23 protein-coding genes and 1 CRISPR repeat array (1 of these 24 cut by a window edge) are annotated in these 24,642 nt (G+C 53.3%); of the genes, 13 read left to right on the top strand and 10 right to left on the bottom strand.

Features of this window, described 5'->3' with window-relative positions:
• The first annotated feature begins 290 nt into the window (after positions 1-290).
• Complete coding sequence (locus DUT67_RS04020) at positions 291-1,946, top strand: methyl-accepting chemotaxis protein (protein ID WP_113632804.1); 1,656 nt, start codon at positions 291-293, stop codon at positions 1,944-1,946.
• 388 nt (positions 1,947-2,334) lie between these two features.
• Here DUT67_RS04020 and DUT67_RS04015 read toward each other — a convergent pair whose 3' ends face one another.
• The 5 genes from DUT67_RS04015 to DUT67_RS03995 all read right to left on the bottom strand — a co-directional run bounded on the left by DUT67_RS04015 (position 2,335) and on the right by DUT67_RS03995 (position 6,966).
• On the bottom strand, positions 2,335-2,802 hold the full coding sequence (locus DUT67_RS04015) for a GNAT family N-acetyltransferase (RefSeq protein ID WP_113632850.1): 468 nt from the start codon (positions 2,800-2,802) through the stop codon (positions 2,335-2,337).
• Positions 2,803-2,834: 32 nt separating this feature from the next.
• Positions 2,835-3,602, bottom strand: coding sequence for an FCD domain-containing protein (locus tag DUT67_RS04010; protein ID WP_113632803.1), 768 nt, complete (start codon positions 3,600-3,602; stop codon positions 2,835-2,837).
• A 218-nt stretch (positions 3,603-3,820) separates the two neighbouring features.
• Positions 3,821-4,138, bottom strand: a complete 318-nt coding sequence (locus DUT67_RS04005; protein WP_039296658.1) for a PTS sugar transporter subunit IIB — start codon at positions 4,136-4,138, stop codon at positions 3,821-3,823.
• A gap of 29 nt (positions 4,139-4,167) precedes the next feature.
• Positions 4,168-5,604: a glycoside hydrolase family 1 protein gene (locus tag DUT67_RS04000; protein WP_011095147.1), complete on the bottom strand. Its 1,437-nt coding sequence runs from the start codon at positions 5,602-5,604 to the stop codon at positions 4,168-4,170.
• A gap of 24 nt (positions 5,605-5,628) precedes the next feature.
• On the bottom strand, positions 5,629-6,966 hold the full coding sequence (locus DUT67_RS03995) for a PTS sugar transporter subunit IIC (RefSeq protein WP_113632802.1): 1,338 nt from the start codon (positions 6,964-6,966) through the stop codon (positions 5,629-5,631).
• Between the two features lie 286 nt (positions 6,967-7,252).
• Between DUT67_RS03995 and DUT67_RS03990 the strand changes: the two genes are divergently transcribed.
• Both DUT67_RS03990 and DUT67_RS03985 read left to right on the top strand, forming a co-directional pair.
• A complete protein-coding gene (locus DUT67_RS03990) occupies positions 7,253-7,597 on the top strand; it encodes a PTS lactose/cellobiose transporter subunit IIA (RefSeq protein WP_113632801.1) in 345 nt (114 codons plus the stop codon).
• Positions 7,598-7,730: 133 nt separating this feature from the next.
• A complete protein-coding gene (locus DUT67_RS03985) occupies positions 7,731-8,756 on the top strand; it encodes a LacI family DNA-binding transcriptional regulator (RefSeq protein ID WP_011095150.1) in 1,026 nt (341 codons plus the stop codon).
• 23 nt (positions 8,757-8,779) lie between these two features.
• Here DUT67_RS03985 and DUT67_RS03980 read toward each other — a convergent pair whose 3' ends face one another.
• Complete coding sequence (locus DUT67_RS03980) at positions 8,780-9,334, bottom strand: helix-turn-helix domain-containing protein (RefSeq protein ID WP_113632849.1); 555 nt, start codon at positions 9,332-9,334, stop codon at positions 8,780-8,782.
• Positions 9,335-9,518: 184 nt separating this feature from the next.
• Here DUT67_RS03980 and DUT67_RS03975 point away from each other — a divergent pair, with 184 nt between their 5' ends.
• Entirely contained in the window at positions 9,519-10,475 is a 957-nt protein-coding gene (locus DUT67_RS03975; RefSeq protein WP_113632800.1) for a DMT family transporter, read from the top strand.
• Here DUT67_RS03975 and lysA read toward each other — a convergent pair.
• On the bottom strand, positions 10,472-11,734 hold the full coding sequence (gene lysA, locus DUT67_RS03970; protein WP_113632799.1) for a diaminopimelate decarboxylase: 1,263 nt from the start codon (positions 11,732-11,734) through the stop codon (positions 10,472-10,474). The genes DUT67_RS03975 and lysA overlap by 4 nt on opposite strands.
• Positions 11,735-11,870: 136 nt before the next feature.
• Between lysA and DUT67_RS03965 the strand changes: the two genes are divergently transcribed.
• Positions 11,871-12,794, top strand: coding sequence for a LysR family transcriptional regulator (locus DUT67_RS03965; protein WP_113632848.1), 924 nt, complete (start codon positions 11,871-11,873; stop codon positions 12,792-12,794).
• 26 nt (positions 12,795-12,820) lie between these two features.
• Here DUT67_RS03965 and DUT67_RS03960 read toward each other — a convergent pair whose 3' ends face one another.
• The gene (locus tag DUT67_RS03960) at positions 12,821-13,729 is read right to left on the bottom strand and encodes a LysR family transcriptional regulator (RefSeq protein ID WP_113632798.1); all 909 of its coding nucleotides are present in this window, start codon (positions 13,727-13,729) and stop codon (positions 12,821-12,823) included.
• 107 nt (positions 13,730-13,836) lie between these two features.
• Here DUT67_RS03960 and DUT67_RS03955 point away from each other — a divergent pair, with 107 nt between their 5' ends.
• The 5 genes from DUT67_RS03955 to pspG all read left to right on the top strand — a co-directional run bounded on the left by DUT67_RS03955 (position 13,837) and on the right by pspG (position 17,492).
• Complete coding sequence (locus DUT67_RS03955; RefSeq protein ID WP_113632797.1) at positions 13,837-14,718, top strand: MBL fold metallo-hydrolase; 882 nt, start codon at positions 13,837-13,839, stop codon at positions 14,716-14,718.
• Positions 14,706-15,362: a DsbA family protein gene (locus DUT67_RS03950; protein WP_113632796.1), complete on the top strand. Its 657-nt coding sequence runs from the start codon at positions 14,706-14,708 to the stop codon at positions 15,360-15,362. Before DUT67_RS03955 ends, DUT67_RS03950 begins: the two co-directional genes overlap by 13 nt.
• Before the next feature lie 179 nt (positions 15,363-15,541).
• Positions 15,542-15,835: a hypothetical protein gene (locus tag DUT67_RS03945; RefSeq protein WP_010279195.1), complete on the top strand. Its 294-nt coding sequence runs from the start codon at positions 15,542-15,544 to the stop codon at positions 15,833-15,835.
• A 195-nt stretch (positions 15,836-16,030) separates the two neighbouring features.
• Positions 16,031-17,053, top strand: a complete 1,023-nt coding sequence (dusA, locus tag DUT67_RS03940) for a tRNA dihydrouridine(20/20a) synthase DusA (protein WP_113632795.1) — start codon at positions 16,031-16,033, stop codon at positions 17,051-17,053.
• A 166-nt stretch (positions 17,054-17,219) separates the two neighbouring features.
• Positions 17,220-17,492, top strand: a complete 273-nt coding sequence (gene pspG, locus DUT67_RS03935) for an envelope stress response protein PspG (RefSeq protein ID WP_113632794.1) — start codon at positions 17,220-17,222, stop codon at positions 17,490-17,492.
• A gap of 469 nt (positions 17,493-17,961) precedes the next feature.
• Here the strand turns inward: pspG and DUT67_RS03930 are convergent, their stop codons facing one another.
• Positions 17,962-19,350 carry a cytochrome P450 gene (locus DUT67_RS03930; protein WP_113632793.1) on the bottom strand — a complete coding sequence of 463 codons (1,389 nt, stop codon included), beginning with the start codon at positions 19,348-19,350 and terminating at the stop codon, positions 17,962-17,964.
• Between the two features lie 329 nt (positions 19,351-19,679).
• On the bottom strand, positions 19,680-20,666 hold the full coding sequence (locus tag DUT67_RS03925) for a quinone oxidoreductase (protein WP_113632792.1): 987 nt from the start codon (positions 20,664-20,666) through the stop codon (positions 19,680-19,682).
• 180 nt (positions 20,667-20,846) lie between these two features.
• Here DUT67_RS03925 and dnaB point away from each other — a divergent pair, with 180 nt between their 5' ends.
• From dnaB to DUT67_RS03910, 3 genes are read left to right on the top strand one after another with little or no spacing between them, the layout of a single operon-like run.
• The gene (gene dnaB / locus DUT67_RS03920) at positions 20,847-22,253 is read left to right on the top strand and encodes a replicative DNA helicase (protein WP_011095164.1); all 1,407 of its coding nucleotides are present in this window, start codon (positions 20,847-20,849) and stop codon (positions 22,251-22,253) included.
• A gap of 41 nt (positions 22,254-22,294) precedes the next feature.
• Complete coding sequence (gene alr, locus DUT67_RS03915; RefSeq protein WP_113632791.1) at positions 22,295-23,377, top strand: alanine racemase; 1,083 nt, start codon at positions 22,295-22,297, stop codon at positions 23,375-23,377.
• A complete protein-coding gene (locus tag DUT67_RS03910) occupies positions 23,370-24,023 on the top strand; it encodes a hypothetical protein (protein WP_113632790.1) in 654 nt (217 codons plus the stop codon). Before alr ends, DUT67_RS03910 begins: the two co-directional genes overlap by 8 nt.
• A gap of 185 nt (positions 24,024-24,208) precedes the next feature.
• Positions 24,209-24,642: a CRISPR direct-repeat array (repeat unit 28 nt; unit sequence GTTCACTGCCGTATAGGCAGCTTAGAAA) (it continues 434 nt past the right edge of the window).

The following is a 24,642-nucleotide window of genomic DNA, read 5'->3' as shown; positions in this document are numbered from 1 at the left end:
GTGCAACCAACTGTAAAATTCTAGCGAATCATGTAAGCCAACCGCCTTCTCACAGCCTTTTCACCAGATAAATGCCGCTATTTTCCCCTAAAGGTTCCTTTTCTTCCCGACTCCTCTTTTTCATTCTTTTCCCGCCCGATCACATTTCCTGACTTTTTATAAGTAAATGACCACTCAAACACAGGGGTATTAGTCCACTTTTTCAACAGAATCAATCAGAAAGTGAGGAGTAGGATCGCGGAGTCTGCATGGGGCAGACGCTGAATTTAACCAGGTGTGTGTAACGAATAATGAAGAACTACAAAATAGGTACCCGACTGGCCGGTGGCTTTGGCCTACTCATTGCGCTTTCGCTGGCCATGCTGACCAGCGGTATTTACCAACTTAACCAGGTGTCCAGCAGTACACAACAGATGATGCAAGAGCCGCTGCGCAAAGAACGGCTGGCATCGGACTGGCATGCCACGCTTGTCGCCGGTGTCCAGCGCAGTATGGCGGTAGCACGCAGTAATGACGATTCACTGGTTGAGCTATTTGCCGCAGAAAACACCCGTGCCAGTAAAGAAAGCGGTAAACGGCAGGAGGATTTTGCCAGCCTGATCTCTACGCCAGAAGAAAAAGCCTTATTCGACAAAGTTGGCGAATATCGCCAGTCCTACATTAAAAAGCGCGATGCGATTATCACGGAAAAAGGCGCGGGTAATTTCGATCGCGCCAGAACGCTCTTCGACAATGAGTTCGTTCCCGCTTCCAATGGCTATCTGGCAAGCGTGGAAGCGCTGCGCGACCACCAGCGCGCCAGCATCGACCAAATGGGGAAAAACATTAACGCTGGCGCAAGCCGTGGCGATCTCATCCTTGCCGTCACGGGCGTGCTGAGCGCCATTATCGGCGTGCTGATCGCCTGGGTGCTCACACGCAGTATCGTGCAGCCGCTGGCGCGAGCCGTCAGGGCGACACAGGCTGTTGCGGCTGGCGATCTGACGCACGATATTCAGCCGGAAGGACGCGACGAAGCGGCTCAATTACTGCACGCTCTGCAAGATATGACGGTGCGTCTGCGTTCCATCGTTGGCGAAGTTCGCCAAGGGTCTGAATCTATCGCGGGGGCTTCTTCACAGCTTGCCGCAGGTAATATCGACCTTTCCAGCCGTACGGAAGAGCAGGCCAGTGCGTTACAGGAAACCGCCGCCTCCATTGAGCAGTTAAGCTCGACGGTCAGACAGAATGCCGATAACGCCCGTCAGGCCAACCAACTGGCACAATCGACCACGCAGCAAGCGCAGTCGGGTGGGCAGTTGGTGACAGAAGTGGTGGAAACGATGGGCGCGATCGATTCTTCCTCGAAGAAGATCGTCGATATCATCGGCGTCATCGACAGCATCGCGTTCCAGACCAATATTCTGGCGCTGAATGCTGCCGTAGAAGCCGCACGAGCCGGTGAGCAAGGCCGCGGTTTCGCCGTGGTTGCCAGTGAAGTGCGCAGTCTGGCGCAGCGCAGTGCCTCGGCTGCCAAAGAGATCAAGGAGTTGATCGATCGCTCTGTTCAAACCGTGGAAGCGGGTAACCGATTGGTGGTACAAGCGGGTGTGTCGATACAAGATATCGTCAACGGCGTACGCAAGGTCAGCGATCTGGTCGGAGAGATCAGTTCTGCTAGTAATGAACAGACGATGGGCATTGAGCAGGTGAACGTTGCGGTGAACCAAATGGAAGTGACCACCCAGCAGAATGCCTCGCTGGTGAATGAAGCGTCGGCTGCCACGCAGTCGCTACAACAGCAGGCCGCACAGTTAGCCGAAACGGTCAGCCAGTTCCGCTTAGGCAACGGCCATCAGATCGCCCGTACGCCAACGGTGACTCCATCGTTAACCCTTAAGCCTGCGCTGGCCGCACCGGGCAAGAGCGGTATCTCAGCCGGTGAAGGAGACTGGACATCGTTTTGATGTCCCGATACATCTCGGGTCTGCTGTCTCTTAGTCACTTTTTTATGCAAACTGAGAGACAATTTCGTGCGCGATAATACCATTATTTTCATGCTACCTCGTAGCACGCGCCCGACGCGGGGCGGCTCAAACGCCGCTCGCCCCGTGACCCCAGGCTTACGGCTAAATTATGCCGCTACGCGGTTCCATCGGTGTTCCTGACCGCTAACCGAGCCGCCAGTGACGCGTTCCATACGCGGCACTGGCTTTCGCGGCGTCCATGCCGCTCACTCGGCGGCCAAGCCCACCGATGCATAATTTTTACGCCAGGCAACAGCAACACCCGCCATAGCCATGGCGGCAAGATAGCGCACGAAACTGCCTCTGAGTTTTGCATAGAAAAGACCGCCTACAGCGGCTGGTGATACAGCCGCACAACTTTATCCGGGTAGTCCAGTCCATCGCCGATGTAACGCCAGCCGTGTTTTTCGTAATAGCCGCTAAACGTAGCGTACAGGTAGAGATCGTCAAAGCCCCGACGACGGCAGAAGTCTAGTACGTGCCGTTGCAGTGCTATGCCCAGACCTTTATCACGATAACTTTCTTCCACATACAGCGACGCCAGCCAGGGCGTCAGATCCTGTCGGCTGATTAAATCGCAGCGCCAAAGCCCTACCGTCCCAACCAAACGATCACCCTCCAGCGCGATAAACGTCAGCGGCAGCGCCGCTGGGTTCAGGCTATTGCGCACCACGCTGGCAAAGAACTCACGGCTGTTCTGACTGCCGAACGCTTGCCATATCCAGTCGATCACCTGTTCCTGATGCTGGGGATGATCCGCCAGATAAACAATGTTCACAAAAGCCGTGTTTGCCAAACCTGTGTTTGTCAAAGCAATGTCCGCCATAACTACACCAGTTTCCCTTGAAAAATCGGTACAGAATCAAATAAATAGCCGTCGAACTCCGGCGCGTCGGCGTCGGAGATTTCCATCAGCGTATTTTTGACATTTTCAAGGTGTTGCCACATCGCCTGATAAGAGCCAGACACATCGCGACGCCGCAGCGCCGCCAGAATAGCCTGATGATCCGCCAACCATTTTAGGCGATAGCCCTGCGTGCCAACGTGGGTGTAAAGTTGCTGCCAGAGCGCGTTATCGTCACGGCACGCCCAAATATTGCTGACCGTTTCCAGCAGCATCTGGTTCTGCGTCGCACCAGCAATTTGCAGGTGAAACAGGCGGTCGAAATCACCACGGTAATCTTTTACGGCAATCGCGGCCTGCTCTTGCTCCAGCGTTTTACGCAGGTTTTCGATATCCGCGCGCGTTGCCATGCGTGCCGCAAACGCCGCGATGTTGCTTTCCAGCAGTTGACGCGCCTGTAGCATTTCAAACGCGCCGATATGATTTTTGGCGCTGTCTGCCGCATCGTCTTCATCGGGAATACGCAGGACATAAACCCCGGAGCCCTGACGAATATCAACCGTACCTTCCAACTCAAGCATCAATAGTGCTTCGCGCACTATCGTCCGGCTAACGCCATAGGTTTCCGCAATATTTCGTTCAGGAGGAAGCCGCGATCCGACAGGGTAATCCCCTGACTGAATCTTCTGGCGCAAATCACAGCCGATTTCCTGATATTGCTTCTTCTCTTGCAGAACCACATCCTTCGCCACGCTTTCACCCTACATACACTGTCGCACTGAATGCGGACGTCAGGCCCGCACCGATTTATGCCCGTCATACTTCAAGCTGCATGTACGTTGGCTTCTCTTACTCACCCCAGTCGCTTACTTGAGTAAGCTCCTGGGGATTCCTGCGCTTGCCGCCTTCCTGCAACTCGAATTATTTAGGGCATGCGCCCAGCCACACGTACTGACGTCGCGGTGGGGCATTAGTCTACCAAACTCAGCGCCTGATCCAGTACTTTTGCGCCATTTAATGTGCCATAGGCGACAGAGTCGATCACCGCGATAGGAATCTGATAGCTGTCCGTCAGCTTTTTATTTTCGTTAAGCTTGAAGCGCACCTGCGGCCCCAACAGAACCGCAATAATGTCGCTACCGAACTCCTGCAATTCATCCCGCAGATTTTGTTCCGGGATCGCGTAGATCTTAAACGCCATTCCCCGCGCTTCCGCTTCCTTCTCCATCTTGGTGACCACCAGTGAGGTCGACATGCCTGCCGAGCAAGCCAGTACGATTCTTTTCATATTCCGTTCCTCATTTTGGTTATCTGCGTCTATTTCTCTTCATCATCCAGCGTCAATTCAAGCTGACGCGTGTCGTGTAGCTGACGAAACCAAGCGGCGGATTTTTTCGGCCGCCGTTGCCGATCCTGTTCCAGATCGATTTCGATCAATCCGTAGCGGTTTTTAAACGCATTCATCGGCGAAACATTGTCGGTAAACGCCCACAGCATATAGCCTCGGCAGTTTGCCCCCTCTTCCTTCGCCTTCAGCGTCCAGTAAAGATGCTCCGCAATAAACGCAATGCGGTAATCATCCTGAATCACGCCCGCATCGTCTTTAAAGCGTGCCTCATTCTCAATACCGATGCCGTTTTCCGCCACAAACCACGGCACATTGTCGTATTCACGCTCTATACGCTTCGCCATGTCGTAAATGATTTTGGGATTGATCTCCCAGCCGCGCGAGGTGTTCATACGGCGTCCCGGCAACTCAAAATGCTCGTAGTAATAAGCAGGATGGAAAGGCGTTTCCTTGTTCCATTCACGGCTAGGCGCTTTTACCCGGTGCGGGTAATACAGGTTGATTCCCACCTCATCGACCGTGTTATCGCGGATGATCGCCAGCTCTTCTTCCGTGTAATCCCACTTCACCTGATGCTGCGCCAGCAGCGCGATCAGTTCCGCTGGATATTCCCCTTTTAGCGCCGGATCGAGGAAAACGCGGTTATAGAACAGATCGTAAAGGTGTGCCGCTTTCACATCATGCGCCGCACGAGATCGCGGATACGTCACTTCAGGGTTGAGGATCACGCCGATCGAGCCGCCCTCTCGGTCATAACCCTTCTGCCGAAACCGCTGCACCACCTTTGCCGTCGCCAGATTCTTATGGTGATTCCACTGCATCCACGTGTGCGTGTTCTGCTCATAAGGGTAGCGTAGCGCGTCCAGATAAACGCGCGTCTGCACCACAATCGGCTCATTGAAGGTAAACCAGCGCTTCACTTTTCCGGCATAGCGGGCGAAAACGGTATCGGCATACAGCACAAACCATTCCACTACCTGCTTTGATGACCAGCCCTGATACTTCTCCAGCAGGCAGGCGGGCAGTTCGTAATGTTCAAGGCAAATCATCGGTTCGATCCCCTGCCGGTGCATTTCATCCAGCAGATTATCGATGTAGGCTGCGTACTCCTCATCGACGATGCCTTTCTCATAGTCCAGCATAAAACGTGACCAGTTGATCGACGTGCGATAGTGCGTCAGCCCCGCCAGTTTCATCAGCGCCACATCTTCTCGATAACGGTTAAAGAAGTCAGTCGCTTTCGCCGGGCCATACCCGTTATGCCAGACCTGACGATCCTGCTTGTACCAGAGATCCAGATAGGAATCCTGCCCTGCCTTCTTGCCGCTCCATCCTTCCGTTTGCCATGCCGATGCCGCCGCACCCAGAATAAAATCCGGGGGAATAGTCAGTGAAACCTTACTCATGCGTTACCTCTCTTCTCGTCCGTTTCAGGCATTTTTCGCTGCGGCCTGCTTTTCCGCTTCCAACTGCGCTAACTCAGCGCGGCGAGACGCAACTTTGACAAACGGCAGATAGATCAGCATCGCAACGATGATGCACACGATCTGTGTCGCGACCGCCCCCATGGATCCCGCCGTCGACAGCCAGGCGTTAATAATTGGCGGCGTCGTCCACGGCACCATCACCACCGCTTTACCGGCAAACCCCATACTGGTGGCGAAATAACCAATCGTGCCAGTCACTAACGGTGTAATAATGAAGGGAATCGCCAGAATCGGATTGAGCATAATCGGCATACCAAAAATCACTGGCTCATTAATATTGAACACGCTGGGGCCGAAAGAAATTTTGGCGATCTCTTTCATCTCTTTGCGTTTAGACGCAATCATCACCGCCATCAGCAGGCCAATCGTCAGACCGGAACCACCGATGCTCATGTACACATCCCAAAACGGCATGGTGATAATGTTCGGCACTTCCAGTCCCTGTTCGAATGCCGTCATGTTGACAGCAATCGCCCCCAGCAGCAGCGGTTCACGAATCGGTTTAATCATCTGGTTACCGTGAATCCCAATCACCCAGAACAGCTGGGCGACGAACATCAGCACCAGTAAACCGGGAAGGCTTTGTACGACAGATTCCAGTGGCTGTTGCACCACCTGATAAACGGCGTCATACAGGTACATGCCCGTCACGCGGTGAAACACAAACCCAAAGGTGGCGATAGCAACCACCGTGATGATGGAAGGAAACAGCGCAGAAAAAGAGGCTGCAACATTAGGCGGCACGCTGTCCGGCATTTTAATCCGCAGCCGATCGACGCTTTCTAGCCGGGTATACATTTCTACTGACAGGATGGCGATGAACATCCCCAGAAACAGGCTTTTGGTATCGGAAAACTGTTTCGCCAGCACGTCTTTGACCACCATCATCTGCCCGTTGACGGCCATTTCGATCGTGGTTGGCGTAACGGCAATAAAGCAGATCACCGCCAGCAGGCCGGGAAACAGCCCGCGTGAACCGTTAATCTTCCCAAGCTCGATACCAATCAGGAAGACGGCACCGATAGTCAAAAAGCTGAGCGTGGCGTAGTTAATGCCGCTCATGATCGGCTTGAGCTCCGCCAGGAACGAGAACATGGAGAAACTGGCCAGACCATTTTTAGGGTCCATCACCATGTTGGAAATCAGAACGGAAAACGCGCCGACGATAATGACGGGCATCAGCGTAATAAAGGATGCCTTAATCGCCATGATATACCGCAGGCTATTAAATTTATTGGCAAAGGAGCCCAATGAATCAATCAGTTGGTCCTTAAATGACATAACACCACCTCTTTGATCATCATATTGTTATATCGCGTGTTATACGCGGGATGGCCGTTACGCGCAGGGTAAATGCAGGTACCGCGCTTTCGCGTTTGGCATACCAAAAATCAACCATAATGAATTATTTTTCTGTGACATGATTCTCACAAGACAATATTGGAATTCCAATATGATGAAAATGTGATTTTTGGCATACCATAAACTCTTGACTATATAAATTCTTAGCTACATAACTTCTCAGCCAACTTAGGCTGCTTTCCTGACCGCGATAAGGAAACCTACGATGAAAGACACAGAGAACCTCCCTGAATTCGATATGGAACAAACCGTGATGGAGTTGCTGATCAACGCGGGTGAAGCCCGCTCAAACGCCATGATGGCAATTCAGGCCGCGCGTCAGCGAGAGTGGCAACAGGCCGATGAGCTGCTTGCCGCGTCACAAGAGGCGGCGCGTGCCGCTCATCGCGTTCAAACACGGCTAATCGGTTTGGATGAAGGAGAAGGAAAGGTGCCCGTCAACCTGATCATGGTACATGCGCAGGATCATCTGATGACCGCCATGCTATGCCGGGATTTGGCGGAAGAGATTGTCTTGTTACGGCGAGAAATGGCTACATCACAAAACTGACAAAAATCGGGTTGAGAAACGAGCATCAGCCGTTAAATCCGACAATATGCCTGTGGTATCATGTCGCATGATGTTCGTAACAAGGATGGATAGGCGCTTTCAGCCCGTCATCATACTCAATTAAGGTGCAGCCATGAAAACCATGCTTGAAGTGGCGAAACGCGCAGGCGTGTCCAAAGCGACCGTGTCCAGAGTGCTAAACGGCATCGGCCAGGTCAAACAGGCAACGCGCGATGCAGTATTTCAGGCAATGGATGAGCTCGGCTACCGCCCTAATTTTCTGGCGCGTTCGCTGGCTCGCCGTACCTCAAACAGCATCGGTCTCGTTATCTCCAATTTTGACGGCCCCTATTTTGGCCGCCTGCTACGCCGTGCCGCAGAGATAACGGAAAGCAGCGGGAAGCACCTGATCGTCACCGACGGGCACGATACGCCCGAAGACGAAATGCGCGCAGTGCAACTTCTGTCTGACAGACAGTGTGACGCTATTATTCTCTACACCCGCTATATGTCCGAAGCGGATCTCATGACGCTGCTCAACACGCAGACCATTCCAATCATGGTGATGAATCGCGATCTGCCGCAGGCGCGGGAGCGCTGTATTTTCTTCCGCCAGCAGCAGGCTGCATTTGACGTGGTGAATTACCTGATCGAACAGGGCCATCGCGAAATCGCCTGCATCACCGCACCGATGCAAACGCCGACGGCACGAGCACGCCTCGCAGGCTATCAGCAGGCATTAATCGACCACCAGATCGACGTTGACCCGCGTCGGGTGGCGCACGGAACCAGCATGGTCGCCAGTGGCTATCAGGCCGCACGCCAGTTGCTGGATAACGGCATCAGCTTTAGCGCGCTGTTCGTCAGCAACGATGATATGGCGATTGGCGCGATGAAAGCGCTATACGAAGCGGGGAAAAGATTGCCGCAGGATGTCTCCGTCTTCGGCTTTGACGATGAACCCTGCGCGACCTACCTGCACCCTTCACTTTCCACCGTCTATATGCCGATTGAAGAGATGGCCGCCACTGCGATTACGCAAGTGCTGGATCTGATCGCAGGCAAAGACGTCAAACCGCTGCAACCTTTTACCGGCGAACTTAAGCTGCGCGAATCGGTACAGAAAGGGCCGTATTACGGACAGCAAAACTCGCGGTAAAACCGATCGCCTTCTCCGTGTTATCAGCCATGTTCAATCAACATTACCGCTGTCGTGTCCGCCTCCAGCGCGTCAAACAGGTGCGGAACATCAGCGGAATAGCTGATGTAATCCCCCGCACTGAGTTCAATGGGCTGTGCAACAGGCCCGATTCTGGCGCGACCGTGGCTCAGAATCACATGCTCTATCGTTCCCGGTTTGTGCGGCTGGGAGAGTCTGACCTCGCCCGGCTGCACTTTAAGCCGATAGATATCACGCTGCACGCCAGCCGGACACGCGGCCAGCAGCGTCGCGGCATAGTTTGCCTGCTCCGAATAGGTCGCCGCCCCCTCGTTAGCCCGAATCACCTGCACATGCTGGCGAGGCTGCCCAATCAGCTGGCTCACCTGTACATCGAGCGCCATCGCCAGCGCCCAGAGCGTTTCCAAACTCGGGTTACCGATTCCACTTTCCAACTGCGAAAGGGTTGATTTAGCCAGCCCCGCACGCTTTGCCAGCTCGGTTACTGACAGATTTAACCGCTCACGCTCACGCCGGATAGAGACAGCCAGCCGTGCGATAGGCGTAGCGACCTGCATACCCTCTTTTGCGCTATTTTCCTGATTATCGATCTTCATGCTGTTCACCATAACGACCAATTGTTCGACTTGACGAACAATCGATTCGTGTTCATTATTTCACTCTGTTGTTCATTATAAAAAATTTCGTTCGATATAACAGCACTCTCGCACTAATTTTTTCACACTGACAGGCAGGAAAAAGATGACACCACAGACTCGCGGCACGATAGAAATGGCTATCGCGATGATCATTTCCGGTACGGTTGGCTGGTTCGTCCTGACGGCAGGGCAACCCGCGATGACAGTGGTTTTCTGGCGCTGCGCGTTCGGCGCATTGACGATGCTGGTGGTATGCGGGCTATTGGGCTTGTTGCGGCGAGGCGTCATTAACAGGAAGCAGGCTGCCATTGCCGTACTCGGCGGCCTGGCGCTGGTACTCAACTGGACGCTGCTGTTTGGTGCTTACTCACAGGCATCTATTGCCATCGCCACCGTGGTTTATCACACGCAGCCTTTTATGCTGGTGGGACTTGGCGCGATCTTTTTCAGAGAAACGCTGACCCTCAACAAAACCTGCTGGCTACTGTGCGCCTTTGGCGGCATCGTCCTGATCGTCAGCGCTCAAACAGGGGCTGACAGCGATGACAAAGACTATCTGTCTGGCGTACTGATGGCACTGGGTGCGGCATTCTTTTATGCCGTGGCAGCCGCCATTACGAAAAAGCTCTCAGGGATCCCGCCGCACGTGCTTGTGCTGATACAGCTACTCGTTGGCGTCGTGGTTCTTGCCCCCTTCGCTGCTATTCTCACCTCTCCGACAGTGTCGCAATGGGGAATTCTCGTGACTATCGGCGTGATTCATACCGGCCTGATGTCGACACTGTTATACAGCGCGATCCAGAAGATCCCGACCGCGCTGGTTGGCGCACTGTCGTTTATCTATCCTGTTATTGCGGCGCTGGTCGACTGGATAGCCTTTGGGCATCAACTGGATGGGATGCAGCTTGCCGGGGCGGTGGCGATTCTGCTTTCCGCCGCTGGGATGACGTTCGGCTGGCGCATCAGGTTCAACCGACACGGGGACAATCTGCGCCATACACCACGTTCAGGGGAAAAGCAGGACGCCTTTCCCCCGACACAGTCGAGCAATGCCGATTAAAGCGCTTCCAGCGCCAGCAGCTCTTCCAACGTTTGGCGACGGCGGATCAAGCGCGGTTCGCCATTTTCAAACAGTACCTCTGGCAGCAACGGACGGCTGTTGTAGTTAGAGGACATAGATGCACCGTACGCACCAGTGTCATGGAAGACCAGATAGTCGCCAACCTGCGCATTCGGCAACGAGAAAGTTTCCACGCCACCGCCCGCCTGCTGGGTAAACACATCGCCGGATTCACACAGCGGCCCTGCAATCACACTGTCGCGCAACGTGGACTGGCTGATATCGCGGCCATCGCCCGACAACAGAGAAACGTGGTGATAGCTGCCGTACATCGCCGGACGCATCAGATCGTTAAACCCAGCATCGACCAGCACAAAGTGGCGGCTGCCCATAGATTTTATCGCTCTAACTTCCGCCACCAGCACGCCGGATTCAGCAACCAGGAAACGTCCGGGTTCGATTTCGAGCGTAATGGGATGACCGAGATGCGCAGCAATTTTCTCACGCGCCGCGTTCCACAGCCCGTAATAGTGTTCAGTATCAATCGCTTCTTCACCGTGACGATACGGAATCGACAGCCCGCCGCCCGCTGAAATCGCCTCGATATCCTGACCCAGCTCAACGACCTGCTGCACCATCGCCTCGCACACCTGCTCCAGATGGCCGTAATCGACGCCAGAACCAATATGCATGTGAATTCCCACCAGCTTCAGCTGATAGCGCTGAATGTGCGCCAGCGCCAGCGGCAAATCGCCGTACCAAATACCGTGCTTACTGTTCTCGCCACCGGTGTTAGTTTTCTGGCTATGACCATGACCAAAACCCGGATTCACGCGCAGCCACACCGGATGCCCCGGCGACTGCTGCCCAAGCTGTTCCAGCATATCGACCGAGCCGGCGTTCACCGGAATATTCAATTCGGAAACACGTTGTAGCGTCGGGCGATCCAGCAGATCGGCAGTAAAGACGATCTCGTGAGCATCGGTGCCCGGCACAAACCCTGCGATCAGCGCCCGTTCAATTTCCCCCAGCGATACCGAATCGACTTTCACGCCTTGCTCACGCATCAGGCGCAAAATGTGCGTGTTGGAACACGCCTTCTGTGCGAAGCGAATCGTATCGAACTGGCGCAACTGGGCGATGCGATTAACGATAGTCTGGGCGTCATAGGCCCACACCGGGCAGCCAAAACGGGCAGGCAGTTCACGCAGGCTTTGCGCGTTGAGGGCGTGTGTTACGTCATTCAGATCGTGAGGCATAAATAATTACCAATTATCCATAAATGCATTAAAAATTACTAAAAGTGGCTGAATGAACTATACGTCGTTACCATTCTGGTAAACAAATATCGTTTTGAGCAGACTCTATTCATCTATGATATGGGTAGCGGGAAAAATAATGGCAATATCCTTACGACACATCGAGATTTTCCATGCGGTCATGACCACGGGTAATTTGACGGAAGCAGCCGTGTTGCTGAACACGTCGCAGCCGACAGTTAGCCGCGAGCTGGCCCGCTTTGAGAAACTGATTCAGATGACGCTGTTCGAGCGGCTGCGCGGCAGGCTTTACCCGACAGCGCAGGGATTACAGCTGTTTGAAGAAGTGCAGCGTTCTTATTATGGATTAGATCGGATCATCAACGCCGCCAGCGATATTCGCCGTTTTCAGCAGGCTCAGCTTTCCATCGCCTGTCTGCCCGTGTTCTCACAGTCGCTGCTGCCTGATGCCTGCAAACCGCTGCTAGCGCGCTACCCACTGCTTAATCTGCACATTATTCCGCAGGAGTCGCCGCTGCTGGAAGAGTGGCTGTCCGCGCAGCGTCACGATCTAGGCTTAACGGAAAATACCCTCACGCCAGCCGGTACAGAACGACAAACATTGATGCTGTTAAATGAAGTCTGCGTGCTGCCTGTCGGGCATCCGCTGGCGCAAAAAGCCGTGCTTACGCCGCAGGATTTTGCCAATGAACCTTTTATTAGCCTGTCGAGCGCCGACAGCTATCGCCAGTTGCTAGACACGCTGTTTCAGGAACAGAGTGTGTCGCGCCGAATGGTGCTGGAAACCCACAGCGCAGCCTCGGTGTGTGCGATGGTACGGGCAGGTATCGGGCTTTCGATCGTCAATCCACTCACCGCGTTGGATTACGCGGTGTCTGGCGTGGTCGTGCGGCCTTTTAGTATTGATGTTCCTTTTACCGTCAGCCTGATTCGTCCGCTGCACCGCCCTGCTTCGTCACTGGTCGATACCGTCATTGATCAACTCAAGCAATACGCCGCAGGCGTGCCTTCGCGTCTAGAGCAGGTCTTGCAGCAGTGACGCTCCGATCTTGATTCGCTCACTTATCACTGTGTTAACCCCCGCCAGCGCGGATCGTGAGCAAACCATTCCACCAGAAAATCCAACAGAGTACGCAGCGCGGTTGGCATCTGACGGCGCGACGTATAGATGCCATAAATCCCCATCATCTGTGGACGATATTCCGGTAACAGCGCCACCAACTGCCCACTGTCGAGATAAGACGTCACAGAATAGCGCGGTTGCAGCGCAATCCCTGCGCCTTCCAACGCGCCCGACAGCAGCACCAGCGATTCATTGCCACTGAGGTTTCCGCTTACCGGGATCGTAAATTTTTCATCACCACGGGAAAAATGCCACAGGCTTTTGCCAAAATAGGTGTAGGTCAGGCAGTTATGGATTGAGAGATCGGTCAGTTGTCGTGGAATACCGTGCTCATTCAGATAAGAGGGGGAAGCACACAACACTGACTCACAGTTTGCCAGCGGTCGAGCGATCAGATTGGGATCCAGTTCATTGGTAATGCGCAGCGCCAGATCGATACGTTCCTCAACTAAATTCACCGAGCGGTTATTCATTTGCAGATCGATAGCGACCCGAGGATGGCGTCGTAGGAAAGCGGTTATCGCCATACCGAGAGCCCCCTGCGCCAGCGACTGCGAACAGCTGAGGCGCAGCAAGCCGCTTAACGTAGCATCATCGGTATTGGCCTCGACACGCATGTCCGCCGTCAGCGCCAGCATCTCCCGGCAGCGCACCAGCGTTTTTTCACCCGCATCCGTCAGACTGAGCTTGCGCGTGGTGCGATGTAATAACCGCGCCCCTGCCCACGCCTCCATTTCCGCCAGATAACGTGTCACCATCGCCCGAGACATATCCAGCGTCTCTGCCGCTGCGATCATGCTACCGCGGTCTATAATAGTCACAAACACTTCAGCAGCCGTAATGCGATCCATAGATTAGTCCGTTTCATGCAACAAACAATTGCCGATTTTGCGGTTTTTCGTACGATTAATGCAACATAACATGAACCCACTTTCTGTCATACCTGTGGAGTATCACCATGTCTAAATCTATCGTTTTTACCGTATCTTTACTCGCTGCATCGCTGGGTCTGGCGTCTGTTGCTAACGCCGCTGAGTTAAAAATCGATGTATTTAATCCAGGTGAAGCCAGTGTATTCCCCGTTTCCTCTGAAATTATCAGCGGCGATAAAGAAGTTGCCCTGATCGATGCCCAGTTCCAGCGTAACGATGCCCAAACACTGGTTGATCGCATCAAAGCCACCGGCAAAAAACTGACCACCGTCTATATCAGCCACTCCGACCCTGACTACTACTTCGGTCTGGACGTGATCAAAGCTGCGTTCCCAGACGCTAAAATTGTGGCGACCCAAGCAACCATCGACGCCATCAATGCGAGCAAAGACGGCAAAGTGGCACACTGGGGCCCCGTTCTGAAAGAAAACGCGCCGAAAGAAATCGTCGTTCCTCAACTACTGGCAGGCGATAGCTTCACCGTTGACGGCAAAAAACTGGAAGTGAAAGGGCTGAAAGGACCAACGCCGGATCGCACTTTCGTCTGGATCCCGTCGCTGAAAGCCGTTGTGGGTGGTATTCCCGTATCTGCGAACATCCACGTCTGGCTTGCCGATACCCAAACGCCAGAATCTCGCATTCACTGGCGTGAAACGCTGAAATCGATTGAAGCGCTGAAGCCGACCACCGTCGTACCGGGCCATTTCATCGCGCCAACGGATTACACCTTGAAGAACGTGACGTTCACGCTGCAATATCTGGATACGGTGGAAAAAGAGCTGGCGAAAAGTAAAGATTCTGCCGAGCTGATCGCCGCAATGAAGAAACATTATCCGACATTGAAAGAAGAATCTGGCCTTGAACTGAGTGCCCAGGTCCTGAAAGGTGAAATGAAGTGGCCACAGTAAGACTGCATTACATTTACGATCCACTGTGCGGCTGGTGCTACGGCGCCGCCCCACTCGCGCTAGCCGCGCAGGAAATCGACGGGTTGGAGCTGATCCTCCACGGCGGCGGTATGATGACCGGCAGCAACAGCCGAACTATCACCCCTGAATGGCACGATTATGTGATCCCGCACGATCGCCGTATTGCGCAGTTGACCGGGCAAACTTTCGGGGAAGATTATTACGAAGGGCTGCTGCGCGACACCAGCGTCGTACTGGATTCCGCGCCGCCGACGGCTGCTGTACTTGCTGCGGAAGCGATGGATGACAAAGGCATGGAAATGCTGCACCAGATAGAACGGGCGCACTACGTTTCCGGGCTCAAAATCGTCGACGCCGCCGTGCTACGTCAGTGTGCAGAAGAGATCGGTCTGGATGGCGACGCCTTCTGCACGGAATTTGCCTTTATTGAGGCAGAAACGCTGTCCAAGCATATCAACGCCAGTCGAGAATTACTGGCGAAAGTGCGCGGACAAGGCTTCCCCACGTTTGCGCTAGAAGACGCCAACGGGAATTTCCAGCAAATCCCAGCGGCAAACTACCTCGGCCAGGTAGAAGCGTGGCGCAAGGTGCTGACACAGATGGTCAACCACACAGCCGCATAAGCGTTCTCATCAACCGCCTCAAGGGAGCAAGCCATGGCTTACTCCCTTTGTTTTTTCGTTCCCGATACCGGCTGTATCTCATCCCCTTAAACCGCTAAAGTATTTCCTTCGTGATAAATCAGCGTGCTACCGCGTTCTCGTTGAGGATGCGCACGTAGTAATAACGGGAGCGAGTTACCATGAAATTAAGCCACAGCTTTAGCAGTGCATTAAGAACGTTCGCCTATTTCATGGCTAGCGGTACCCAAAATACGCTTGAAGGTATTGATTACCTTTCACTGTACGGTGAAGAGCCCAGCGCGTTTGAACAAGTCTTCGCTATCTACGCCAATGTGTTAGAACTGGATGAAGACGGCAACGTACTGAACGCCAAATATGCCGAAAAACGGGCAACAGATTATTTACGACAATACTGTGATCCCAGTTTCACCGTTGAACCACCTTATGAAGACTGGGAAGTTGAGCTGCATTAATTTATCGACAGGGCGTCTTGATCAAAAAAACCTCGACGAAACGGTCAAGGCTGTTACTGGGAATGAAGACGCATGCTCCCTGATGCGAAGCAAGATCGATCGGCCACGACCTGTTCCCTGTGCTATAGTCGGACGCCAGCAAAGCTAGCCTCAGACAACACCGCCAGAAACACACGAAACGATGACTGACAAACCATGACCGACGTAAAATCAGATAAAAACAACACAATATCCGCCGACTCTCGCGCTTCTAGCCTTAACCGCTTCTCCATCGCGCCAATGCTCGACTGGACCGATCGCCATTGCCGTTACTTCCTTCGCCAGCTGACTGGCCAGACGCTGTTGTATACCGAAATGGTGACGACTGGCGCGATTCTTCACGGCAAAGGTGACTATCTGGCCTACAGCGAAGAAGAACATCCGCTGGCGCTGCAGCTCGGTGGCAGCGACCCGCAAGCGCTGGCGCAGTGTGCCAAACTGGCAGAACAACGCGGCTATGATGAAGTTAACCTGAACGTCGGCTGCCCGTCTGACCGTGTACAGAATGGTCGTTTCGGCGCCTGCTTGATGGGCGACGCGGCGCTGGTGGCTGACTGTATCAAAGCGATGAAAGACAGTACCTCAATCCCGATTACGGTGAAAACCCGCATTGGTATTGACGATCAAGACAGCTATGAATTCATGTGCGAATTTATTCAAACCGTAGCCGAACGCGGCGAGTGCGATACCTTTATCGTCCACGCGCGCAAAGCCTGGCTATCGGGCCTGAGTCCGAAAGAGAATCGGGAAATTCCACCGTTGGATTATCCGCGTGTTTACCAGCTCAAGCGTGATTTCCCGGCACTGACTATCGCCATCAACGGCGGCGTCAAAACGCTGGAAGAAGCCAAAACGCATTTACAGCATCTTGACGGCGTGATGATGGGGCGTGAAGCCTACCAAAACCCCGGAATTCTGGCGCAGGTTGACCGCGAACTGTTTGGTATCGATGTCGCCACGCAAGATCTGGCTGGTGTAGTACGCTCCATGTATCCCTATATCGAGCGTGAACTCTCTGGCGATGCCTCTTTAGGCCACATCACACGCCATATGCTCGGCATGTTTCAGGGCATCCCCGGCGCTCGTCAGTGGCGACGCTATCTGAGCGAAAATGCTCACAAACCTGGAGCCGATTCTGCGGTGGTAGAACGTGCACTGGCGTTAGTTAATCTGGTTTAAAAAACACTAACAGTTAGTGTTTTTCATCAACACCCTTTTATTTCTCTTCCTCGTGTCGCTGGTAAATCAATCACTTACCAGCGACGCATCTTGGCACGATTCTTGTAATTGCTTATGTAGCACGCAGACTCATTTTTCTGCGGTTTAACCGCTACAGGAGCGCACCATGTTGGAAATTTTCTTCGTTATTGGCTTTTTTATCATGCTGATGTTGACGGGCGTGTCACTGCTGGGCGTGATTGCGGCACTGTTTGTGGCGTCTCTTTTTATGTTGATTGGTGGGCTGTTTACCATGGCGATAAAAGTGTTGCCGTGGCTGATTCTGGCTGTCGCCGCCGTGTGGCTGTGGCGCAAGTTTAGCGGGCGACCTGTCTACGACTCGCACCGTAATACCTATCGGAAATACACCTACCGCCAGCGCAATCGAAATGAGTGGTAATGCCAGAAAAGGGAAAAATCTGAATTACGCGCGAAAATGACGGGCAATGCCGTATTTAACACGACCTTGTTTCAGTACGGCTTTGTTTTAGTAATACTTTGTATTAGCTCTACTTTGTTTTAATACGATCTGTTTAGTACAAAAGTGTGCGCCAGCAGATATTTTTTCCCTAATGTGGCTGCTAGGATGACGCCACAGTTTGATTCGCCGTTGTCGGTTAACGATGAGCAAGCTTAAGTGGTACACAAGCCACACGATTTCATCATCGTCAGGGAAATAATAGCCGCACAGCGGCACTTTCGTGACGATCACCACGCTGTACCCTACATACAGTCAGATGAAATTAGAACGGCCAAGGCCTTTCAGGCAATAATACCGACTCTTCACGAGTCGGTATTATTGTCAGGCTCTGCCCCTCAGCCCTCTCCCTGATCTTAGTATGTTCGCTCACACACCATATCAAGCCTCACTATTGGTCCAGCTCGCGTTTATGTAGCTTCACGCGAAAACCTGATGGCGTCATCGTAAAAGCAAAACTCTCGCTGACTTCCGATGCAGCCTGCTGTGCCTCTACGCGAAACCCACTACATAGTGCATGAAAACCTAGCTTGATCTCCATTAATGCCAGCGACCGTCCAGGGCACATACGTGGCCCGCCGCCAAAGGGTTGGAGATCGGAAAAAGCCGCCTTTCCGCGCTCAAGCCACCGCTCAGGCATGAAATCATAGGGCTGCTGAAATAGCTCGCCATCGAATCCGCTCGCATTCAGCATTAGCAGTAGAGGTGTGCCCTTTTTGATCAGGAAATCATCAATGACGGTGTCCTTCGTTGGCTCAAGGTACAGCAACGGCGCGACGGGCTTAAGCCGCATCGATTCATACATCACCGCAGTAAGCCAGGCCATACGCGGCAGCGGCCACGGAAGGATCGCCCCAACCCCCTCAGCCGCCTCTTTACACTCCTGAAAAACGCACTCTTCTACCGAAGGCGCCGAGCAAAGTAAAAAACTCATCCAGGTAAGCGTATTCGCCGTCGTGTCCTCCCCTGCAATAAGCAGCGTAATCGCATTCGCCACAATATCGTCGTCTTTCAGCGTCCCGTCTTTTTGCTGCTCAGCGAGCATCACTTGCAGCATATTTTCAGGCGCCTCCAGTAACTGCGGGTTCAGTTGGATGCGTTGCCGCTGGCGAGAAATAAATCCATCAACATATTCGCGAATCAGGTTCAGACTTGCATCAAACTGCTTATCTCGCGCCCTCCGGATGTAGCGCCATACGGGTATTGGGGACTCGCAGCGCTCATTAATGATGGGAAATAAGTGACGTAAGCTTTGCGATAGCGGGTTATCGCCTTGTTCAAGGGTATTAACGTCTTCACCAAAAGCCAGTAATGACGTGATATCAACCGTATAGCGCTTAAATTCATCTACCAGCGCGATCGTTTCTCCGGCTTCAGCCAGCATCGTAAAACGGTCAGATAGCCGAGAGGTGACTTTTCGGAGACTTGGATAAAAATACTTTAGATGGGCAGGCTGAAACATCGGCTCCGTCAGTTTGCGCTGGTGTTCCCACCGTTCCCCTTCTGATGAGAAAACCCCGTTCAACCCAGCTTCCTGAAAAACAGATTCAATGCTGCTGATACGCCGAAACTCGTCGGGGCGGGATTTCATTATGGTACGAATCCATTCAGTGTCGGCAATCACTACGGCTGACGTAAGCCCCAGCCTTAAGCGGTAAAAGCGGCCATACTGCGCTTTCCACCGCAGCATCTGTAAGTGGATGTCACTTCGTTTTAAGTAATCAACATGCCCGAGAACACCTCGGGTTGGGGGCATTGGCAGGCGTTTGATGGATCTCATATTCGCATCCTTCTTTATGTATGTTCAAAAGCAGATGAATACATCACCTGTGAAAACAACAATCGAGATAGCGAAGAGGTATAGAAATAATGTACGGCGCAGAGAAAGAGCAAAGCAGAAAATTTGAATAAGCGTCTGGTCTATGTTTTCGTCAAATCCTACAGAGCGGTGTTTAAAAAACAAACACGTTGATTTGGTTTTTTTGTTAAGAAGTAATACTACGGATAGCGGCCTTTTCTTCTACAGAAGGGCACGACAAATAAACCGAAACCCAGCCGAACGAGGAAAGGCAAGGTTACCGCGACACGCACGGTAACCTTCCTAAACCATTAGCCTGGAATCAGCAAGCATGAACCCTGCGTGCTGCGGCTCTCCAGCGCCCGATGGGCAACTTGGGCATCCGCCAGCGCAAATTTTTGATTTTGCGGCACATCTACCGTAATCGCCCCGCTGGCAATCAATGAGAACAGTTCGTTGCTGGCCTGCTCCAGTTCAGCACGGTTCGTCACATAGCCAAACAGTGAAGGACGTGTCACGTACAGCGACCCTTTCTGGTTCAAAATCCCCAGATTGATGCCGGTCACCGGCCCAGAAGCGTTACCGAAACTGACCATCAATCCGCGACGGCGCAGGCTATCGAGCGAGGCTTCCCAGGTATCTTTCCCGACCGAGTCATACACGACCTCCACCTTCTGCCCATCAGTCAGTTCGGCGACACGCTGCGCGATATTCTCGGTGCGATAATTAATGGTCGCCCAGGCACCCGCCTGTTTTGCGCGCTCCGCTTTCTCATCGGAACCTACCGTCCCGATCAGCTTAGCCCCCAGCGCCTTCGCCCACTGGCAGGCAATCAACCCAACGCCGCCCGCAGCCGCATGGAACAGGAAGACTTGATTCGGCTTGATTTCATACGTCTGACGCAGCAGATAGTAAACAGTCAGCCCTTTCAGGAAAGAAGCCGCTGCCTGCTCAAAGCTGATAGCGTCCGGCAGCAACGCAACCTTCTCCGCCACCACGTTATGCACCTCGCTATACGCGCCCAGCCCGGACTGCGCATACACGACGCGATCGCCGACTTTCAGCACGCTCACACCCGCGCCGACTTTCGTTACAACGCCCGCCGCTTCGGTTCCCAGCCCGGAAGGCAAATCGGGTACGGGATACAATCCGCTGCGAATATAGGTATCGATAAAATTAATGCCGATGGCGTGATTCTGCACCTGAACCTCTCCCGCTGCGGGTTCGGCAGGCGTGAAATCCACATATTGCAGAACCTCTGGGCCACCATAAGCTCGGAACTGAACGCGTTTTGCCATGTTATCTCCTTAATCGTGACAGGTTCATCGTCTCTCTATAACACATATACCCTAGGCGACTAAACGTAGCCAACGCACATGCAACGTGAAGTATGACGGGTATATTGTGTTATTTCGGACGTGCGGCATATACAATGCCCCCTTATCCAATGGCAAATCAACCGGTAAAGAATCCGTTTCATGGCAGAGAAAAGACCCACCAATAAATCGAATGAACCCCGTGACCGCCAGATGGAAGGTCTGAAACTTCCGCCACATTCGCTGGAAGCGGAGCAATCGGTATTGGGTGGCCTGATGCTCGACAATGAGCGCTGGGATAATGTCGCCGAGCGTGTTGTCGCTAACGACTTCTATAACCGTGCCCACCGCCTGATCTTCACCGAAATGCATCGTTTGCTGGAAATGAGCAAACCGATCGACCTGATTACGTTATCCGAATCGCTCGAACTGCAAGGCTCATTGGAATCCGCCGGTGGCTTCGCTTATCTGGCTGAACTGGCAAAAAACACGCCGAGCGCCGCCAACATTGGTGCCTACGCTGACATCGTGCGCGAGCGCGCCGTGGTACGCGAAATGATCTCCGTCGCCAATGAGATCGCCGATGCGGGCTACGATCCGCAAGGCCGCAGCAGCGAGGATCTACTCGATCTGGCGGAATCCCGCGTATTCCAGATCGCGGAAAACCGCGCCAGCAAAGATGAAGGCCCAAAAAGCATCGACCGCATTCTGGAAGATACCGTTTCCCGTATCGAGCAGCTTTACCAGAAGCCACACGATGGGGTTACAGGTGTGGATACGGGCTATCAGGATCTCAACAAAAAAACCGCCGGTTTGCAGAAATCTGACTTAATCATCGTGGCAGCACGTCCATCAATGGGGAAAACCACCTTTGCGATGAACCTGTGTGAACATGCAGCCATGACCCAAGAAAAGCCCGTTCTGATATTTAGTCTGGAGATGCCCGGCGAACAGATCATGATGCGTATGCTCGCGTCTCTGTCTCGCGTGGATCAGACCCGCATCCGTACGGGTCAGTTGGACGATGAAGATTGGGCGCGTATTTCCAGTACCATGGGGATCCTGCTTGAAAAGCGCAACATGTACATTGATGACTCCTCCGGCCTGACGCCAACCGACGTTCGTTCCCGCGCTCGCCGCGTGTTCCGTGAACATGATGGCCTGAGCATGATCATGATCGACTACCTGCAATTGATGCGCGTGCCGTCGCTGTCGGATAACCGTACGCTGGAAATCGCAGAAATATCTCGCTCACTCAAAGCGCTGGCAAAAGAATTGCAGGTTCCTGTCGTCGCCCTGTCGCAGCTTAACCGTAGTCTGGAACAACGTGCCGATAAGCGTCCGGTCAACTCGGATCTGCGTGAATCCGGCTCCATCGAGCAGGACGCCGACCTGATTATGTTTATCTACCGTGATGAGGTTTATCACGAGAACAGCGACCTCAAAGGCATCGCTGAAATCATTCTAGGGAAACAGCGTAACGGCCCGATTGGTTCCGTTCGTTTAACCTTTAACGGGCAGTGGTCGCGCTTTGATAACTATGCCGGCCCACAATATGACGATGAATAACGCAGCGCTCAGCAATGACAACACTGCACTAAGGAACAAGAATGAAAACGGCAACTGCCGTCATTAGCCGGCGTGCGTTACGCCACAACCTGCAACGAATCCGCCAGTTAGCGCCTGGCAGCCAGATCGTTGCCGTCGTGAAAGCCAACGCCTACGGCCACGGCATGATCGAATCCGCTCATACCTTCTACGATGCTGACTGTTACGGCGTTGCGCGACTCTCCGAAGCGCTGGCGCTGCGTGCCGCAGGCATCACCAAGCCTATCGTCCTGCTGGAAGGCTTTTTCTCCGCCGACGATCTCCCGCTTCTGGTAGAACATCAGCTAGAAACCGCCGTTCACAGCCCCGAGCAGCTTGCCGCGCTGGAGCAAGCCACACTGCCGCAGCCGATACGCGTGTGGATGAAGCTCGATACAGGAATGCACCGTCTTGGCGTTCTGCCAGAACATGCCGACGCGTTTTGGCAACGCCTGACTGAATGTCGCAATGTGGTGCAGCCCGTCAATATCATGAGCCACTTTTGCCGTGCCGATGAACCTGAGGCCGGAACCACCGAACGCCAACTGGCCTGCTTCGATGCCTTTACACAAGGTAAACCCGGCGCACAGTCCATCGCGGCTTCCGGCGGCATTCTACTGTGGCCGCAAGCGCACCGCGATCGCGTCCGTCCTGGCATTATCCTCTATGGCGTGTCGCCGCTGGATAACGAAGACGCCGCGCATTTCGGCTTCCAACCTGCCATGACCTTTACGTCTCACCTGATTGCGGTTCGTGAACACAAAGCGGGTGAAGCTGTCGGCTACGGCGGCACCTGGACCAGCCCGCGCGATACGCGTCTGGGCGTAGTCGCTGTCGGCTACGGCGATGGCTATCCGCGTTGCGCCCCGGCCGGTACGCCCGTGCTCATCAACGGTCGCGAAGTGCCGCTTTCCGGCCGTGTATCGATGGATATGATTACGGTTGATTTAGGGCCAGATGCGCAGGATAAGGTCGGCGATGAAGTCATCCTTTGGGGGCCAACGCTACCGGTTGAACGCATTGCCGCGCATACGGGTGCCAGTGCCTACGAGCTGATCACCCGCTTAACACAGCGCACTACGTTGGAATACGTCGACGGTGAGTAAAAACGGACTGATGGGGTTTTCTCGGCAAGCTACTGGCTTGCCGACGTTCAGGCTGGTTATCTACTATGCGGCAAGCTGGCTTGCCGTATCCGCGATCCTGACGCTGTTTGCCCTCATCAATTTCTATACCCTGAAGCCTACTGATGTCGGCGGCACGCTATTTGGCGGCATGTTCGGTGCGATATTCGATCTGATCTACTGGTCTTGTGCTGCATCAGGATTCTGCTTTCTGGCGCTCTTTCAGCTCTCGGGATGGCGCATTGCCTGGATACTCGCAGGACTGATGCAAATTGGTATCAGCGCCCTGTGGCGCATTCAATACTGGCAGGCGTATGAAAACGAGGAACTGATACTTTCTCCGACGACTGGCGAACTGTATGTTTCCATGCTGGTAGGCGTAGCGATGACCACTATCGGCGTCGTGAAGTATCGGCACGCTCAGCACGACCCGATAGATCCTCGCTCAACGCAGACCAAAACAGTTGCCACAAAAACAATCACCGCATTCGTGCTGATCGCGCTTTACCTGGCACTTCCGCTGTACCTCGATCTGCGTGAACCTCTACCCTACTGCGCCTTTAGCCCCAGCGGACAGCAGTTAACGGTATGTTTGGGAGAGAGTGACGAGCGGATCATTGTGGAATGATGCAAATCGGAACCGACAGGGTGGATAATACAATTTATAACGTGCCTATTCTCAGACCCTTTTTTAAGGGCGAGTCGTAACTTACTGATTTTTAACCACCTACGGCCTCGATTATAAAAAAGGGTTTTCCCGAGAAAACAGGCTATTCTCTTTAATAATCTGGTAATTAGCATAAAATCCTTACTGTTCACTGCCGTATAGGCAGCTTAGAAAAAAATATTTTCTTCAATGGTTTCCGGGTTTAAGTTCACTGCCGTATAGGCAGCTTAGAAATCCTGCCCTGGATGAGACTCGCGGCGGCCAATGTTCACTGCCGTATAGGCAGCTTAGAAATTGGCAGGCGATGCGCAGCGTTTTTCCTATCTGTTCACTGCCGTATAGGCAGCTTAGAAAGCTAAGACGACGCTGGGATTATCTCAGGATGAGTTCACTGCCGTATAGGCAGCTTAGAAAATCGTTACTGCGTTGACACTGCGGCGAATCCTGTTCACTGCCGTATAGGCAGCTTAGAAATTTATCGGTGGATTCCCCTCGTTCGAAGATCCGTTCACTGCCGTATAGGCAGCTTAGAAAACTATTTCACCGGTCGCTAATGGCTCATCAGTGTTCACTGCCGTAT

The sequence above is a fragment of the Pectobacterium peruviense genome, assembly GCF_003312355.2.
Taxonomy (GTDB): Bacteria; Pseudomonadota; Gammaproteobacteria; order Enterobacterales; family Enterobacteriaceae; genus Pectobacterium; species Pectobacterium peruviense.
This window is presented reverse-complemented; position numbering and strand designations above follow the sequence as displayed.